Genomic DNA, 16,542 nt, shown 5'->3' with positions numbered 1-16,542 from the left:
GAAGGAGCTTTCAGCCGATGACTCCCCTCTCTAATCATGCGTCTCTCAGAGTTCATGTCCTTTTCATAGCCATGTATATGAATATGTAGGTTATTATATCCATTTATCTGCATGAAATCAAGACATTTTAAATGGAAATTCAGACTGTGCTTTCCAAGTAGCTTTTTCTTCGAAAATATTGCGTATTAATTCAAGGTGCGGATCATCTGGTTTGTTTGTATAAATAACAAGTTGATCAGGAGCGAGAACAAGCGCTGGAGTGATGCACCAGTGAAGAGGCAGATCCTTAATCGACTCATCGGGATATTGTTTCATATACAATAAAGTCTCCGACTCACTGATCGGGTTGCCTTCATCATGAAAATACGTGAGTCCATTGTTTTGATATAAGTGAAGAAGCGTGACCCCCGTATCCCGATTTTGTACACGGAATCTCCAAGAATCAAGCAAAAGTTGGTAAGCTTCTTCCTGTTTATACTCATCAATGATGAACCCTGTGTATTCTGCAATTAGACGGTGGCTGTCCTCTAAACAGTCTGCACACATATCGTCAAAATTAATCACCGAATGGAGAGTCACGTAATTTTCCAAAAATGATTGTATCTTTCTATACACAGGGGGCATGGCTAGTCCAGAAGGCGGTTCCCCTTCAAACTCACGACCGATCTCCAGAATTCTGTCAATCTCTCGACGGTCTTCGTAATAATAAGTATGCCGGAGTACCCCTTCCATCCAGCCTAGCCACTTTCTCGCCCGAATAACTTGCAGGCAAGCTTGAACGATTTCACGAAAGGTGGACTGACTCTTATTTTCATTTTCTAAAGTAACTTCATAATAATCCAATTCATCCTTCAAAAGCCAAAGTTCTTGCTCTTTTACAACTGAATTATAGAACAAATCAGCTTCACGCCGTTTTGAAAATTGTATGCAAATCACAGTGTTTCCCCCTCATCCCGACTTTCCTCTCCTGATTTATCCGAAGTGTGTTCCTGTATAGATCAACGATCAGAAACGCAATAAAATGGACGCTGGATGTCCACGTATAAGGTTGTCTTTTCCATCTTATATTTATGAAAAGGAAGGGGGAAACATGCTTTTTAAGAATTAAAAGTTTTTCAATCAGCTTCTTCGGTTACGTCCTTTAACTTGAATCAACTCGCTCAGCTGCTTAATACGCTCTGTAATACGTTTTGCTTTCACTTGCTCTATATCTCCTCGATTACTTGTCATTAATACTTTCTCGAGTTCATCCAGATTATAGTTAGAAGTGAAGAATACAGGCAGTCTCTCCATCATTCGGTACTGGAGAATTGATCCTAAAATTTCATCTCTGAACCATGCGGATTGTGATTCAGCTCCAATATCATCCAACATTAAAACTGGAATCTCTTTGAAAGCTTCAATCTTTTCATTCATTGAATCATCTTTTATGGAAGATTTGATTTCTCTCACCAACTCCGGCATGTAAATGATCATGGACGGAATGTTTTTAGAGCTTAGTTCATTAGCGATTGCTCCGAGAAAGTACGTTTTACCAACCCCAAAAGGTCCGTGAAAATATAATCCTTTACTTGGAAGCTCATCGCCTAGGTTTTCTATATAATTTACGGTGGCTTCTACAGCCTGGCCACGCTCAGGATCTTGTAAATCGAGTCGATCCAGACTTGCTTCCAGGATTTCTCTAGGCATATGCAAACTTCTCACAAGAGACTTCTGGTGTTGATGGTGCTCTTGTTTACGCTGACGGCGACATTTATCATAAGCTAGTTTCACTTCCGTCTCGTTCTCCACTTCTAAACGCGGAACGTAACCAGGAAGAATATTAATGCATTCTTCACGAGAGGGACATTTTTCACAGTTCTTTGACTGAGTTTGATATTCATAAAGTTTGATCAGTTGTTTTTCAAGCTCTTTTTCAGTTAAGGAGGGGTGTTCATTCATGAGGTTGATAACCTCTTTTGACTTAAAGACTTCTTCTTTCATTCGATTCATACGTTCTTGAAAAAGTTTATTTTCCCTCATCCACTTTTGCAGTGATTTTTGAATCGGCTCCATGATCTTCACCACCTTTTTTCATCAATTTTCTTTATTCGTCAACCGCTTAATCCGTTCAGCGATATCGCTTGTATCCACAGGTTTTTCTATCGCTGGTTCCTCAGAAGAAGCTTTTTTCTGTTCGTTGAACCATGCAGGAATCACTTCTTCTTTCTTGCTTCGTTTTTGTGATTTTTGCTTACCCCACTGCTGGTATTTCTGATGTTCAGCTTTCGCTAAGTTCATCGCTTGTCTAACAGTGGTTACATTTTTTCTAGTCCAATGACTGGCGATTTTTTCAAGGTAAGCTTTCGATAATTTCATGTCCGTTTTTAATAAGACATAATGAACCAAAACGTTCATAACACCTGGAGCAAGACCTTGTTCAGTCATCACATCGCGAATCAGTTTTAGATCCTGGTCTGAGGCACGGTTGCCTCCAGACAGGTCCTCAAGCAGTTCTCGCGGTGAAATCTGCTCTAACATATCGACAAACTGCTCTCCCTTGCTTTGGGCTATAGAATCAGACGTTTCTTTTACTTTTTGTCGCTGATCCAACAAATTAGTTTGACCCTTCGAAGGCTTTTCCTTCATAAAATCATGGCAGGCCGCTTTTAATTCTTCCGCTACTAATTGGTGATTCTCATCTACCGCCCATGTGACAGCTTTCTCGAGTTCTAATGTCGTCAAATTATAGAGAGAAGCCAACTGAGCAATCAGCTTTTTGTTAGGACCAGTCAATATCCGTTCACTTGGATACATCCTGTTTTTCAAAGACTGATGCAGCCAATCAAAATCAACACGACTGAAATTAAGTACAGGGCCACGTTCTTTCCTGTCTTTCAAGTTTTCCCGCTTCGGTTGGACCTCTGGTGGAATGCCTTCCGTAAAAGTAGAGTGGAATACTTCATCAAATGATACCGTTACTTCTTCGTAATCGTCCGTTGACACGTATTCTGTCGTCAAGCGTTCCTTGATTTGTTGGTATTTGTCTTCTCCTAATTCATGAAAGAGAAGTAATGACAACATATCGTCCATAAAGAATTCATTAGGTGAAAAAGGCGGATAAACTTTATATAAGTAAATGGATTGTTGATCTTCATCACTTTTCTTAAAAGTGCTTACCAATCCGATTGCTTCTAGCTTTCTCCTTGCATCGTACACTTTATCCAAAGGAGCCGAAAGGTAGGTCATCAGCGTGTGATGAGACTGTACACTCTGTACATCCGTCAACTCTGATTCCGAAACCAACACCTGGTATAAAGAAACGGCTAATCGACCAATGATCGGTTGATAAAGATGAGTAAGCGAATGATGAGCATTCGTAGGAAGTGCCCCGCACTTCAGTATTCGAAACCCATCTACAGGAAGTAGTTTCCCTACAGTATGATTCACTTTTCTCACCCCCCCCTTTTCGTGAAATCTTGCTACTTACCTTTAATTTTATAACGTATGCGTAAAAAAGAAAATGAGCCACGTCAGGCTCATTCATCATCCTCGTGTTTAATTAATTCCTTCAACTCATCAATGAAAACATTAATATCTTTGAATTGTCTATAAACAGAAGCAAAGCGAACATAAGCAACTTCATCTATAGAGGATAAGCGCTCCATGACCATTTCACCTATTTCTTTACTCAGCACTTCAGAGACGCCTCTGTTTCTTAATTCTTTCTCAATATCAAGCGTGACACTTTCTAATTCTTCAACAGCAACCGGGCGTTTTTCACAGGCACGAATAAGACCGCGCATCAATTTTTCACGACTGAACTCTTCTCGTGTTCCTTCTTTCTTTACCACAATTAACGGAACCTCTTCAATTCTCTCAAATGTGGTAAAACGAAAATCACATTGTTCACATTCTCTGCGTCGCCTTATCGACTGGCCTTCCTCAATGGGTCTGGAATCCAACACTTTCGTACTCTTATAGTGGCAATTTGGACATTTCACCTTGGATCAACTCCACATCGTCTCATTTCAATCACTTCCTATGATCGATCGATAGCCGTAAATTGACTATCCAACTTTTCATAAAATTGTACAATGAGATTTCGGCTGAATCCAAAATCCACAGGTCCGCCTGATTCAGTTGTAACCGAAAAATCTACGGCAGTACGAAAAGGTCTTACCATAATGACGGTGGCCACAACGAATGCACGACGCTTTCCTTTATAATTGACCGTAATTTCTCCGCGCTCTTTCGATGAGGCGACAACCTCTGATGGAGTGGAGAACATTTCCTCGATCGATTTAAATAATTCGTCATGTTTCGCCTTGTAATAATGAGTTACAAGCTGCGGATCATTATGTTCTTCGCTTGATTCAGCATGATTACTGAAATATCTAGAAATAAAAGCCTTCACTTACCTAACCCCTTCAGTTCATTCGACATATACTCTCTACATTTTAACACGATTCAACAAAATAAGAAATGGTAATAGAAAGGTGGAAGTGAGGGTTTAGACCCGTACGCATAAGACAAGCGATAACGTAGTCATTTAAAAAACCGCACAGAAATCCTGTGCGGTCTTAATATCCCATATTATAAAGCGCGAGACTGCTGAACCTCAACGGGTCCCATTCCTCTTGGCACTTCAACCGTTTCATTACGGCCAGCTTCCAAAGCATTTACGATATATTCCGCAGCCACATTCGGATCAATACGATCTCCGCATGTGTAAACATCGATACTAGCATATCCATGTTCAGGGAAACTATGAATCGTCAAGTGCGATTCAGAAATAATGACGACCCCGCTGACACCGTGGGGAGCAAACTTGTGAAATGCGACCTCTCTCACTTCAGCTCCTGCTTTTAGTGCAGCATCGACAAAAACTTGTTCTATATACGACATATCGTTCAATTTTCCTTCATTACAATCCCATAGTTCTGCAATTACATGTCTTCCCATTGTATCCATTGCTAGGATCCCCCTTTGTACATTAACTTCTTCACCTTCTAAATAACAGTCATGAGCTACCACGGGGGAAAGTTAGTCCTGAGAGGTCCTAACCCTTTGAGTAGACATGAAACCTTACGTAATTCAGAAGTTCAAAAAGAAGTATATACGGTTTACCCCCATTTTGCAAGATATATTTTCCCAGACAGGCTGAGGTTATATGAGTCTTGCACGTTGGTTCCTATTATAAGATACAAATGGGTGACTTTTCCACCTATGAGACTCTCGCCGTGGTTTCTTGTTTCATTAAATTACCTACATACTTAGCCAAATCAACAACCCGACAAGAATAGCCCCATTCATTGTCGTACCAAGCGAGCACTTTAACCTTTCGATCCTCAATGACTTGAGTCGACAAACTGTCAATGATCGCTGAAGATGAAGAAGTTGTGTAGTCAATGGACACAAGGGGTTCATCATTGAACTCTAAGATCCCCTTCATCTCCCTGCGTGCCACTTTTGCAAAGGCTTGATTGACCTCTTCTACTGTAACATCTTTCTTAAGATCGACAACAAGATCGACTAACGAGACATTTGGGGTTGGAACTCTTAATGCCATTCCATTCAATTTCCCTTTCATACTAGGTATGACCTCTCCAAGAGCTTTCGCAGCGCCTGTAGAGGTAGGGATGATGGATTGAGTACATCCACGAGCTCTTCGTAAATCCTTATGCGGATTATCTAAATTCTTTTGATCATTTGTGAAGGCATGAACCGTTGTCATTAATCCATTTTCGATTCCAAATTCGTCTTCCAGCACTTTAACGACTGGTGCTAAGCAATTCGTAGTGCAGGAGGCATTAGAAAGGACGTGATGCTCATTCGGTTCGTACGTTTCTTCATTTACTCCCATTACAATGGTCGCATCGACTTGTTTTCCTGGAGCCGTGATAATGACTTTCTTCGCTCCTGCTTCCATATGCAAGGAAGCTTCTTCTTTCGTTCTGAATTTCCCAGTTGCTTCGATGACTATATCTATATCTAATTTGTTCCAAGGTAGTTCCAAAGGGTTTCTTGTTGAACATAATTTAATTTTCTTTCCGTTCACAAGCAACCCGTCACCCGAAGCTTTGATCTCTCCATCAAAGCGTCCATGAACGCTGTCATACTTCAACATATGAGCAATAGTTTCTGCTGGATAGCTCGCATTAACGGCTACAAGTTCTATCGACTCGTCTACAGCCGCTTTTCTAAAAACCATTCTTCCTATTCTCCCCAAGCCATTAATGGCGATCTTTGTTTTCCCCATGATCCAGCCCCCTATATGTGATATACTTTTGAATCGTTTTTTCACGATTAGTATAACATATTGTAAGCGCTTTTTCAGTTTTGTTCATAACTTTTTATAAAAAAATAAAAAACACGCCAAAGACTAAAAAGTCCTGACGTGTTAATATACGATATTCCAATCGTGAAGTATGTCTTTTAATTGTTGAAAACTTTCTTCAATCGTTCCATTGTTGTCAATCACGGCATCTGCCATTTCTGCTTTTTGTTGCACAGGAATTTGTGCTTTGATACGCTGCTCGGCATCTTCGCGACTAGATCGATCTCTTTCCATCAGACGCTCGAGCTGAGTCTCTTCACTGACGTACACGACCACCACGCGGTCCACGTAATGAGTGAGCTTACTCTCAAAAAGCAGCGGGATGTCCAGAACCACTGCTGGGTAATGTTCAGAAATATAATGATCACGCTTGTTAAGCATTTCTTTTCTTACTTGAGGATGAACAATTGAGTTTAGCTGCTTCCTTTTTTCTTCATCAGAAAAGACGACCTTGCCCAATTGCTTTCGATCGAGCGTTTTATCATCCTGTAAAATGCTTTCTCCAAAGGTATCAACGATTTGTTCGTAAGCAGGCTCTCCTGGCTCTACGACTTCCCGAGAGATCTGGTCGGCATCAACAACAGGGATGTTCAATTCTGTAAACAGATTAGATACTGTACTTTTTCCACTGGCAATACTGCCTGTCAAACCGATGACGAGTGTCATTCTACACATCCTTTACGCGAGCTTAATCATACCAATAATTATTAACAAAACTCCTGGAAGAATGGAAATGCTTTCTGCTTTTTCACTAAATTTAGCACCGCCTTTAATGCCTGCAAAAAGCATAAGGAAGGTGGCCAAGAAAATAAGTAAGGATGTTATAAAAGGAGAAACCCCTATAAATGCACCGCTCACTCCTGCACCGATCGTGTCTAGAGATAACGCTGTACCAAGGAGCCAAACCTCTTTACCCCGAATGCCTCCGGAACGATCGACATCTGCCGTTTGCGGGTCATTGAGCACCCTCGAAGGCTTCAGCCAGGGCTCACCGTTATCTTTAGCAGTATCGTGCTTTCTAAAATACTGCCATAAGAAATAAATGCCGATACAAATCAAAGCGATCGCTCCAAGTCGATCTGCGTACTCTGCAGAAACAAAAGGGAGCACTAAATGCCCGATATAAGAGGAAAGTAAGAACCCAATACCAGAGAAAAAAGCGATAAATAATACACCGGGAAGCGCGAGTCCAATTCGCTTCATCCCGAGGACACATCCGATCCCAAAACTATCGATGCTTACTGCAGTGACGAACAAGATTGTAAATGTAACGATGCCCATACCATCCACCTCTGTTTTTAGCTGTGGATTAGTATATGGGCTCTTTACATTTTGGTGATTATTTCTGGCATTCAGGACAGATATGAGTTCCTCTTCCACTTACTTTCAGCTTCACAATTGGGGAACCGCAACCAACGCAAGGGGCGTCTTGCTTTCCGTAAACTCGGAGCTGTTGTTGGAACATGCCAATCTCACCCTGACTGTTCAAGTAGGAACGAATCGTTGTCCCCCCTTGTTCAACAGCCTCAAGAATCACCTCGATACTAGCTTCTCTAACTTGTTCGGCTTCATTTTTCGTAAGGCCCTTGGCTATTCGTTCGGGGTGAACCTGAGCCCGGTATAAGGCTTCGTCTACGTAAATGTTCCCAAGTCCAGCGACAATCGTTTGATCAAGAAGCACCGCCTTGATGTTTCTCGAAGTTTTTTGAAGCTTTTCAAAAAAATAATCCAAAGTAAATGCTTCATCAAAAGGATCAGGACCAAGCTGGATAAGCGGCTTGTTTTTCCATTCTTCTCCCTTTTGGAACACATGCATCGTTCCGAATTTCCGTACATCGTTATACCTAAGTTCTGTCCCATCGGTGAAGTGAAAAATAACATGGGTATGCTTCGGTTTTTCCACAGAAGCTTCATAGACCCCGAATTTCCCTTCCATTCTTAAATGCGAAACCATTGCCAAGTCATCCAAATAAAAGATCATAAATTTTCCCCGTCGATCAATATCTCGAATCGTTTGGCCTTTCAACATCCGTGCAAAATCCTCTGGATCTTTAGGAGTTTTAATGATATTTCCCCAAAACACAGATACATCTCTGATTGTTTTGTTCAATACTAAGTTTTTTAGTGTCTTTCTGACCGTTTCTACTTCTGGTAGTTCCGGCATGGTGTCATTCTCCTCACTTACTTTGCATCGTACCAGGTTGGACCGTACGAATAATCCACCTCAAGCGGAACATTCAATTCGACGGTCTGTTCCATGACTGATGCTACAACATCTTTTAATTTTTCTATTTCTTCTTCTGGAGCCTCTAGTATAAGTTCATCGTGCACCTGAAGCAACATCCGTGCTTGCAGCTTTTCTTCCTGCAGGCGGTATTCAAGATCAATCATTGCTTTCTTAATGATATCGGCTGCACTCCCCTGAATAGGAGTGTTCATCGCTGTACGTTCAGCAAAGCTGCGTTTATTGAAATTACGGCTGGTAATGTCCGGCAGGTAGCGGCGGCGGTTCATGAAAGTGGATACGTACCCGGTCAGCTTTGCTTCTTGTACGGTTTCATCCATATATTCCTTCACACCCGGGTAGCTTTCAAAGTATTTGTCGATAAATGCTTTGGCCTCTTTTCGAGTAATTCCTAGACTTTGAGACAATCCATAATCACTGATCCCGTAAACAATTCCAAAGTTCACTGCTTTAGCTTGTCGTCTCATTTCACTAGTGACTTCATCGCTTTCCACACCAAACACCTCACTTGCGGTCTGAGTATGGATGTCCTGCCCTTCTTTAAAAGCTGCCATCAACTTCTCATCTCCAGCTATATGAGCAAGGACTCGTAGTTCAATTTGAGAATAATCACTGGCAAACATCACCCAATTTTCCTTAGAAGGAATAAACGCCTGCCTAATTTTCCGCCCTTCTTCAAGACGGATCGGAATGTTTTGGAGGTTCGGGTCTGTAGAACTTAATCGTCCGGTCTGAGTCAATGCCTGGTTAAAGCGTGTATGGATCTTCTGGGTGTCTTCATGAACAACCTTCAGTAATCCCTCGATATAGGTTGATTTCAACTTTCCTAATTGACGATACAACAAGATCTTAGGAATGATTTCATGCTCGTCTTCAAGCTGTTCTAGTACATCTGCTGACGTAGAATAGCCAGTCTTCGTTTTCTTGATGACAGGAAGCCCCAGTTTTTCAAAAAGGATCGGTCCTAGCTGCTTTGGAGAGTTTAAATTAAATGACTCCCCGGCAAGCTCGAAAATTTCTTCCTGTACTGTTTCTAAACGACCTTCCAACTCATCTCCCATGTTTTTAAGACGGTCCACGTCGACCTGGACACCTCGGTGCTCCATACGGCCGAGAATCAACGCCAGAGGCATTTCTAAATCTTTATAAAGATCATATTGTTCATTCCCTATCAATTGCTTCTCCGCTGCATCTTTCAGCTCATAAACCATGGCAGCTTTCCTGCTAATATGATCATGAAACACTTCATCGTCATCGGGCCGTTTCATTTTTGCCCCTTTTCCGTAAACTTCTTCGTCATACTTCACTGCATTTGATCCCATACGGTGAGCAATTGCGGGTATATCATGATTATTTTCAGCTGGATTAATTAAATATGAAGCAAGCAGTAAATCAAAAGTAATTCCTTTAATATGGATACCATGACGAAGTAAAGCAACGAGTGTGCCTTTCGCATCAAACACCCATTTTTCCTTTGAACCATCTTCAGCCCATTTTTTGAAAGCTTTCGAATCCTTCACTACTTCTATATCCGCAACATATTTTTTATCTTGATTGACAATCGCAATACCTTCTATAGGCGACTGATGATAATTATCATAGAGCATCTCAACGACCAGCGACTCCTGACCCTTGAACATATCATCACTGAACTCCTCTAAAACTTCCACTTCAATCTCAGGAAGCTGTGCAGATGCGTCGTCACTATCAGATTCTCCACCTTCCTGTACACGTGAAAGCAAGGATTGGAAGCCTAAGTCTTTGAAAATTTGACTTACAGGATGGGTCTGATAACCTTCGTAGGCTAAGTCTTGCAACTTAATTTCAATTGGAGCCTCTCTCTCAATTGTGACAAGCTGCTTGCTCATGAACGCAGCATCTTTATTATCTTCAAGCTTTTCTTTAAGTTTTTTCCCACTGACATCATCAAGATTTTCATAAAGATTTTCGAGAGTATCGAACTGTTTTAAAAGCTTAACAGCTGTTTTTTCACCCACACCCGGTACACCCGGAATGTTATCCGAGCTGTCTCCCATAAGAGCCTTCAAATCAATGATCTGGTCAGGGCGTACCTCCATTTTTTCTTTTAAAAAGGACGGATCGTATGTATCCACATTCGTAATTCCTTTTTTAGTCAAGGTAACGCTAATCTTTTCAGAAACGAGCTGCAGCAAATCCTTATCCCCGGAAATTACTTTAACATCAAGGTCCTGGCCTCCGGCTTGAGTGGCTAATGTTCCGATAATGTCATCAGCTTCGTACTGTTCCAATTGATAATATTTCACGCCGAAAGCATCCAGTAGTTCCTTAAGAACAGGAAACTGTTCAGATAATTCAGGTGGGGTTTTCTGACGCCCGCCTTTGTATTCTTCATAAGTTTTATGCCTAAACGTTGTTTTACCAGCGTCAAACGCGACCAGCAAATGGTCCGGCTGATCTTCTTCTAATATTTTCAGCAGCATTGTTGTAAATCCGTAGACTGCATTGGTATAAACACCTTTATCATTATTAAGTAAAGGCAATGCAAAAAAAGCACGGTAGGCAATACTGTTTCCATCAATTAATACAACTTTCTCAGCCATAAGCTCACTCCTATCCATATAAAAAACGCCTTTTCCTTCATTCTACCACGTTTGTAGTTAAGAAGGAAAAGACGTACCAGGGCTTATTCAAAATAGCCTAACAGCAGTTCCGTGTAAGGAGAATCTTGCGGGAGAATGATCGTCGTTTCCCCATCTATCGTTTGCTTATAAGATTCTAGGGTACGGTATAACTGATAAAAATCTGGATCCTTGGAGAAAGCTTCATTGTATATTTGAGCCGCTTCCTTTTCTCCTTCTGCCCGTATTTTTTCCGCATCGGCACGAGCAGTTGATAGCATTTCCTGTACTTCTCGGTCAGCTGTTGCCATCGTTCTGTTTTTCTCTGCTTCTCCTTGAGACAAGTACTCTTGTGCAATCTTTTCCCTATCCGTGATCATTTGGGTGAAGACGGCCTCTTCATTTGCTTCTGGTAGATCAGAGCGCTTTATTCGTACATCATCCACTACGATCCCATAGTTATCTCTCGTCAGATACTCATTGACACGTGAAGTGATTTCATCATTCAAAGTCCCTCGGGAGCTTTCTTCTTCGTTAATGATTTCTGAGAAATTCATCTTTCCTAGTTCTGTTCGAACGATGGAAAAGATAAACTCTCCCATCCTCGCCTCCGCGTTAGCCATCGTCCTGGCATTTGAGATCATGTTCTCTGGATCAGAAATGCTCCAGATCGCGTAGTTATCAATGATCATTCTTTTTTTATCGAGCGTAGTAATTTCTTTTTCATCTACATCATAGACCATTTTCTTTTTAGATAAGGTAGATACCTCCTGGATAAGAGGAATCTTGAATTTTAAACCCGGTTCGTTATGAATTTTGATCACATCACCAAACTGGCGAACCACCTTATATTCTCCTTCTTTTACAATAATCATTGAGTTGATGGCAATCAATATAAGAGCTGCAATGACCACTATTGTTACCCCAGCTCTAATGTAGCTTCTCATATCTTTTGGCTTTTTTTCATTGAAATTTATGGTGTCACTCACTCTTTTCACTCTCCTCGCTGTCCTCACTGACTGGAGGGGTTACATTCTGGACATTGCCTTGGTTCAAAGGCAAGTATTTCATCGTATTGCCATCATCATTCATGATATAGACATTAGCTTGTGGGAGGACCTCTTCTAGTGTTTCCATGACTAGACGCTCCCGTGTGACATCCTGATTATTTTCGTACTCACTTAACAGCGCATTGAATCGAGAGACCGCTCCATTTGCGTCCTGTATTCTTTCTACTTTATCTCCTTCTGCGCGTTGGATGATCGCATCTTTTTCCCCTAGCGCTTCTTCTCGTTTCTGATTGGCGTACTTATCAGCCTCATTGACTTTACTTTGCTTCTGCTCTCTAGCGTCTGTCACTTTAGTAAATGCTTTCCGTACTTCTTGATTCGGAAGATCTACTTCCTGCAATTTTACATCGATAATTGAAACCCCTACTTCGTAACTGTCGATAAGAGAAACAAGCATCTCTCTAACTTCGTTCTCAATTTCTGCTTTTCCTGAAGTCAGAGCTTCATCAATTTCACTGCTGCCGATTACGCCTCTCAAAGATGAGGAGGTTGCATTAAAGAGGACTTGTTCTGGCTCCTCTGAGGCAAATAAATATCCTCTAGGATCTGTAATTTTCCATTGGACGACGAGATCAGCTTGAACGATTTTATCATCACCAGTGATCATCGTTACTTTATCTGCTTCGTCCTCTCCATCATTAAATCCAAAATCCAGACTGAATGTTTCTTTAGACATCTTCTCTACTTCCTGAATCGGCCAGGGCATTTTGAAGTGCAGACCCGGCTCAGTAACTCCGTCTTCAGCTTTACCAAAGGTTAAAACAACAGCTTGCTCAGACTCATCAACTGTGTACCAAGTCGTTATTAAAACGAATATTAATACAATAGCTGCTATAGCCAGGCCGCCCCACTTGTAAATTTGTCTTAAGCTCATAAGCACTTCCCCTTTTTATATGTATGGATAGTACATATACGGGTTGTATTACAAAAAAGTTTCGTAGGTTTTACAATTTTAATAAAACAGGAAAATAGAGGAAGTTATTTCAAATTTATTATTAGCTTTTATTAACAAAAAAAGACAGAAGCGAGGGAAGCTTCTGCCTAAAAAGAGAAAACACCTTGGATGAAAGGGTTTCAATAAGTATCCTATCAAAGATATATAAATGTTAATTTAATGTAAGATTAAGTTTTTGTAAACTTCTTTGGAATACTGACGTGGAATGTTGTTCCTTCGTTGACAACACTCTCCACATCAACCTTCCCATGATGAGCTTCCACAATGTGTTTAACAATGGCAAGGCCTAGCCCTGTTCCTCCTGAATTTCTGCTTCGCGCTTTATCTACCCGATAGAAACGTTCAAAAATCCGGGAGATCTCTTCTTCCGGAATACCCACACCATTATCTGCAATAGATATTACGATGTCTTCATCCTTTTCTTTAAAATTGAGGGTCACATCTCCCTCCGACCACGTGTAATTAATTGCATTCGTTAATAAATTCATGAACACTTGCTTAAGACGACTGGAGTCGCCCTGAATAATCGTCTCTCCATCGATCTTCGTACGAAGATTGACTCCTTTTTTATCCGCATGCTGTTGAACAATCGGAAGCAAATCATGAAGAAGACGTTGAATTTCTACTTGCTCAATATTCAAGTAAAAATCTTCCCGTTCCAATTTAGAGAGTTCGAGCAGGTCCTGTATCAATGATTGAAGTCTGCCACTTTCCTTCAAGATAATGTGCAGAAACTGCTCAAGCATTGCTTCATCTTTCATCGCACCGTCAAGAAGAGTCTCAGAAAAACCACGAATCGACGTAATCGGGGTTTTCAACTCGTGAGAAACATTAGCAACGAAATCCTTACGCATCTGCTCCAGTTGCTTCAGTTCGGTAATATCATGAAAAACAAGAACTGTTCCTTTCCACTTCTGATCTTCACTTAAAATTGGAGCCCCAGTCACTTCTAAGTGTTTGCGAGCAATATTTACCGGAAGCACAAAAGTTTCACTAATCGTCTCTTCAAACATATAAATTTTCTGTACCGTCTCATGCACGGCCGTTTGAGGGATCGCATCGTGGTACAAATAACTGATGTAATCAATTTTTTCTCCGCCAAAGGTGTCGAGAAAAGCACGATTAACCAACAGGATATAGCCTTTTTCATCAATTAGGACCAGGCCATTTCCCATGTTGTTAATTACCGCTTCCAGTTGGTTTTCCTGCATTCCTTTTGTACTCGTCATTTCTTGAAGATTTCTAGCTAATATGTTGATGGATTGGCTTAACTGCCCTGCTTCACCAAAGTGACCTTCATACGTCCTCGCCTTATAATTACCTTTAGCCAGTTCGTTTGCTACGTTTGCTGCAGCCCTAATTGGTCGTATATATTTTGAAAAAACGTTATAACCGATAAAGAAAATGACGATTAATCCAAGTAAAAGCACAAATCCAATCAAAAGCCAAATATTTTTTGTAATATTAGTCAAAGATTTAACTGGGGAAATGAGAATAAGTGTTCCTTCTGAATCCTCCACTTGAATTTCCATTGGAAAATAGAAGGTGTTATCTATCAGCTTGCCTTCTCTAATCTCACTATTTCCTGCTTTCACTTTTGAGAGCACCGCCTGCTTTTCACTTTCAGATATGATTTGGATAGCTTCTACCGTATCGATAAGTACTTCACCATCATCCGAAATAAAAACCATCCCCGTATTCAGCTGTTCACTGAACTTATAAAGTTCATCCTCATTTACATCTTCACTTGCTGTGTACCTCTCTAAATAAGTAGCAAAATACTGGCTCTCTACTTCCACACGTTCTTCAAATATATTGATGAAGTAACTCCTGGTCAGCTGGGCTAATAATATGCCAAGACCCACCATCACGATGACCACAAGAATCGTGTAGGTAAATAGAGGTCTTGTATTAGAGGACATTTATTTCGGCTCCTCCATTTTATAGCCAAGACCACGAATTGTTTTAATATAAACTGGTTTCTTCGTATCAGGCTCTATTTTTTCTCTTAGATGACTGACGTGTACATCTACAATTCTTGTGTCACCTGCAAAATCATAGTTCCAGACCGCACTTAAAAGCTGGTCTCTAGACATCACTCGTCCTATATTCTGAGCCAGATAAAGCAAAAGCTCAAACTCTTTAGGAGTGAACGTAAGCGGCTCATCTTTGATGGTGGCTTCATACTGATCCGGATAAATAGACAAATCAGCGATTTGGATATGTTTTTCCTCCACCTCCACAGGTTCACGAACCATACGGCGTAAAATAGCTTTTATTCTAGCCACGACTTCCCTGGGGCTGAATGGTTTTGTTAAGTAATCATCAGCACCGAGCTCCAGGCCAAGTACTTTATCAAACTCATCATCTTTTGCCGTAAGCATCAAGATGGGTGTACTCACCTGCATTTGCCTTAGCTGCTTACAAACGTCCATTCCGTCCATACCTGGAAGCATGACGTCAAGGACAATGAGATCGAAGGAGGTGGAAGATGCTTTATCCAATGCATCCGTTCCATTATAAGCAACTTCGGTTTCAAATCCAGCTTGTTCGATATTATATTTAAGTAGTGTTACGATTGATTCTTCATCATCAACAATTAAAATTTTCTGTTCCATCTGCCATCACCTCTACCATCAAGTTACCCTCATCATACAATGAAGTTTACACTTTGAATACGGAAGATAAACAAATTTACCTAATTTTAATAAATACTCTTTACTAGAATACGACAATAAGCTGATTAAATATGCATAAACATAAAAAAGAGCCCTATCAGGCCCTTTCCATTCACGCGAATCCTAAATTGGTATTTGTCCTACCATTAGCTCTTTAACTATGTAGCAGTTATCTGAAAGATGATATAACCTCGGTTCGTAACCTTAAAACGGTTAGGAGTGGATGGGAAATAACTCGCTTTCCTGCGGGGGAACTGGCAAGCCTCCTCGTTCGCTGTGCTCCCTGTGGGGTCTCGCCTCGCTCCTTCTCCCCCGGGAGTCTCGTCATTTTCCATCCATCCCTGCTTACAATAATCTAACGAACCCTTCAAAAATAATTTCAGTATTCAGAGTTTGGGGCTAATGAATTCCTCTCATCAACAGAGGGTTAACCCCCCCTCCAAGCCCATTCATATAGTTTAACAAGTATGCTCTTGAAATAACCATTAGGTGTCTTTCCTACTTCCTCATAATGGTGTCTCCGTGCAATCCATTAATCGTAAGGTGGGAGTGGAAATGGGGAGACTCCTGCGGGAATGGTATGGCTGGTAAGATCCCGCAGGTTGGTAAACCGAGGAAGCTTGCCGTCATCCCCGCGGAAAGCGAGCCATTTCCACTCCTACCTTTTCTGGTACT

Annotated in this window: 15 protein-coding genes; all 15 read right to left on the bottom strand. The window is 41.0% G+C overall.

Annotated features, from left to right (window positions below; genetic code table 11):
* Nucleotides 1-117: 117 nt before the first annotated feature.
* The 15 genes from ytxC to HM131_RS08215 all read right to left on the bottom strand — a co-directional run bounded on the left by ytxC (nucleotide 118) and on the right by HM131_RS08215 (nucleotide 15,807).
* A complete protein-coding gene (gene ytxC / locus HM131_RS08285; protein ID WP_085029316.1) occupies nucleotides 118-936 on the bottom strand; it encodes a sporulation protein YtxC in 819 nt (272 codons plus the stop codon).
* Between the two features lie 183 nt (nucleotides 937-1,119).
* Complete coding sequence (gene dnaI, locus HM131_RS08280; RefSeq protein WP_085029315.1) at nucleotides 1,120-2,055, bottom strand: primosomal protein DnaI; 936 nt, start codon at nucleotides 2,053-2,055, stop codon at nucleotides 1,120-1,122.
* Between the two features lie 21 nt (nucleotides 2,056-2,076).
* Entirely contained in the window at nucleotides 2,077-3,429 is a 1,353-nt protein-coding gene (locus HM131_RS08275; RefSeq protein ID WP_085029314.1) for a replication initiation and membrane attachment family protein, read from the bottom strand.
* A gap of 89 nt (nucleotides 3,430-3,518) precedes the next feature.
* Nucleotides 3,519-3,983, bottom strand: a complete 465-nt coding sequence (nrdR, locus tag HM131_RS08270; RefSeq protein WP_085029313.1) for a transcriptional regulator NrdR — start codon at nucleotides 3,981-3,983, stop codon at nucleotides 3,519-3,521.
* A gap of 38 nt (nucleotides 3,984-4,021) precedes the next feature.
* Nucleotides 4,022-4,396: a cytosolic protein gene (locus HM131_RS08265; protein ID WP_085029312.1), complete on the bottom strand. Its 375-nt coding sequence runs from the start codon at nucleotides 4,394-4,396 to the stop codon at nucleotides 4,022-4,024.
* Nucleotides 4,397-4,575: 179 nt separating this feature from the next.
* Nucleotides 4,576-4,953, bottom strand: coding sequence for an adenosylmethionine decarboxylase (speD, locus tag HM131_RS08260; protein ID WP_085029311.1), 378 nt, complete (start codon nucleotides 4,951-4,953; stop codon nucleotides 4,576-4,578).
* 253 nt (nucleotides 4,954-5,206) lie between these two features.
* Nucleotides 5,207-6,241, bottom strand: a complete 1,035-nt coding sequence (locus HM131_RS08255) for a glyceraldehyde-3-phosphate dehydrogenase (RefSeq protein ID WP_085029310.1) — start codon at nucleotides 6,239-6,241, stop codon at nucleotides 5,207-5,209.
* A 141-nt stretch (nucleotides 6,242-6,382) separates the two neighbouring features.
* Entirely contained in the window at nucleotides 6,383-6,985 is a 603-nt protein-coding gene (gene coaE / locus HM131_RS08250) for a dephospho-CoA kinase (protein WP_085029309.1), read from the bottom strand.
* A gap of 12 nt (nucleotides 6,986-6,997) precedes the next feature.
* Nucleotides 6,998-7,600, bottom strand: coding sequence for a sporulation membrane protein YtaF (gene ytaF, locus HM131_RS08245; RefSeq protein WP_085029308.1), 603 nt, complete (start codon nucleotides 7,598-7,600; stop codon nucleotides 6,998-7,000).
* A 58-nt stretch (nucleotides 7,601-7,658) separates the two neighbouring features.
* Nucleotides 7,659-8,483, bottom strand: coding sequence for a DNA-formamidopyrimidine glycosylase (gene mutM / locus HM131_RS08240; RefSeq protein WP_085029307.1), 825 nt, complete (start codon nucleotides 8,481-8,483; stop codon nucleotides 7,659-7,661).
* Between the two features lie 17 nt (nucleotides 8,484-8,500).
* Entirely contained in the window at nucleotides 8,501-11,146 is a 2,646-nt protein-coding gene (gene polA / locus HM131_RS08235) for a DNA polymerase I (protein WP_085029306.1), read from the bottom strand.
* 83 nt (nucleotides 11,147-11,229) lie between these two features.
* Nucleotides 11,230-12,153, bottom strand: coding sequence for a protease modulator HflC (gene hflC / locus HM131_RS08230; RefSeq protein ID WP_085029305.1), 924 nt, complete (start codon nucleotides 12,151-12,153; stop codon nucleotides 11,230-11,232).
* Complete coding sequence (gene hflK / locus HM131_RS08225; RefSeq protein WP_085029304.1) at nucleotides 12,146-13,108, bottom strand: FtsH protease activity modulator HflK; 963 nt, start codon at nucleotides 13,106-13,108, stop codon at nucleotides 12,146-12,148. The genes hflC and hflK overlap by 8 nt, the downstream gene beginning before the upstream one ends.
* A 248-nt stretch (nucleotides 13,109-13,356) precedes the next feature.
* The gene (gene pnpS, locus HM131_RS08220; protein ID WP_085029303.1) at nucleotides 13,357-15,111 is read right to left on the bottom strand and encodes a two-component system histidine kinase PnpS; all 1,755 of its coding nucleotides are present in this window, start codon (nucleotides 15,109-15,111) and stop codon (nucleotides 13,357-13,359) included.
* Nucleotides 15,112-15,807 (bottom strand): response regulator transcription factor, encoded by a 696-nt coding sequence (locus HM131_RS08215; RefSeq protein WP_085029302.1) that lies wholly within the window; start codon nucleotides 15,805-15,807, stop codon nucleotides 15,112-15,114. It abuts the gene before it with no gap.
* Between the last annotated feature and the right edge of the window lie 735 nt (nucleotides 15,808-16,542).

The sequence above is a fragment of the Halobacillus mangrovi genome, from assembly GCF_002097535.1.
GTDB lineage: Bacteria > Bacillota > Bacilli > Bacillales > Halobacillaceae > Halobacillus > Halobacillus mangrovi_A.
This window is presented reverse-complemented; position numbering and strand designations above follow the sequence as displayed.

Coding starts and splice junctions, on each gene's coding strand:
- speD (WP_085029311.1), bottom strand. CDS start 4,953: ATGGATACAATGGGAAGACATGTAATTGCAGAACTATGGGATTGTAAT.
- HM131_RS08255 (WP_085029310.1), bottom strand. CDS start 6,241: ATGGGGAAAACAAAGATCGCCATTAATGGCTTGGGGAGAATAGGAAGA.
- HM131_RS08215 (WP_085029302.1), bottom strand. CDS start 15,807: ATGGAACAGAAAATTTTAATTGTTGATGATGAAGAATCAATCGTAACA.
- coaE (WP_085029309.1), bottom strand. CDS start 6,985: ATGACACTCGTCATCGGTTTGACAGGCAGTATTGCCAGTGGAAAAAGT.
- pnpS (WP_085029303.1), bottom strand. CDS start 15,111: ATGTCCTCTAATACAAGACCTCTATTTACCTACACGATTCTTGTGGTC.
- dnaI (WP_085029315.1), bottom strand. CDS start 2,055: ATGGAGCCGATTCAAAAATCACTGCAAAAGTGGATGAGGGAAAATAAA.
- polA (WP_085029306.1), bottom strand. CDS start 11,146: ATGGCTGAGAAAGTTGTATTAATTGATGGAAACAGTATTGCCTACCGT.
- mutM (WP_085029307.1), bottom strand. CDS start 8,483: ATGCCGGAACTACCAGAAGTAGAAACGGTCAGAAAGACACTAAAAAAC.
- ytaF (WP_085029308.1), bottom strand. CDS start 7,600: ATGGGCATCGTTACATTTACAATCTTGTTCGTCACTGCAGTAAGCATC.
- hflK (WP_085029304.1), bottom strand. CDS start 13,108: ATGAGCTTAAGACAAATTTACAAGTGGGGCGGCCTGGCTATAGCAGCT.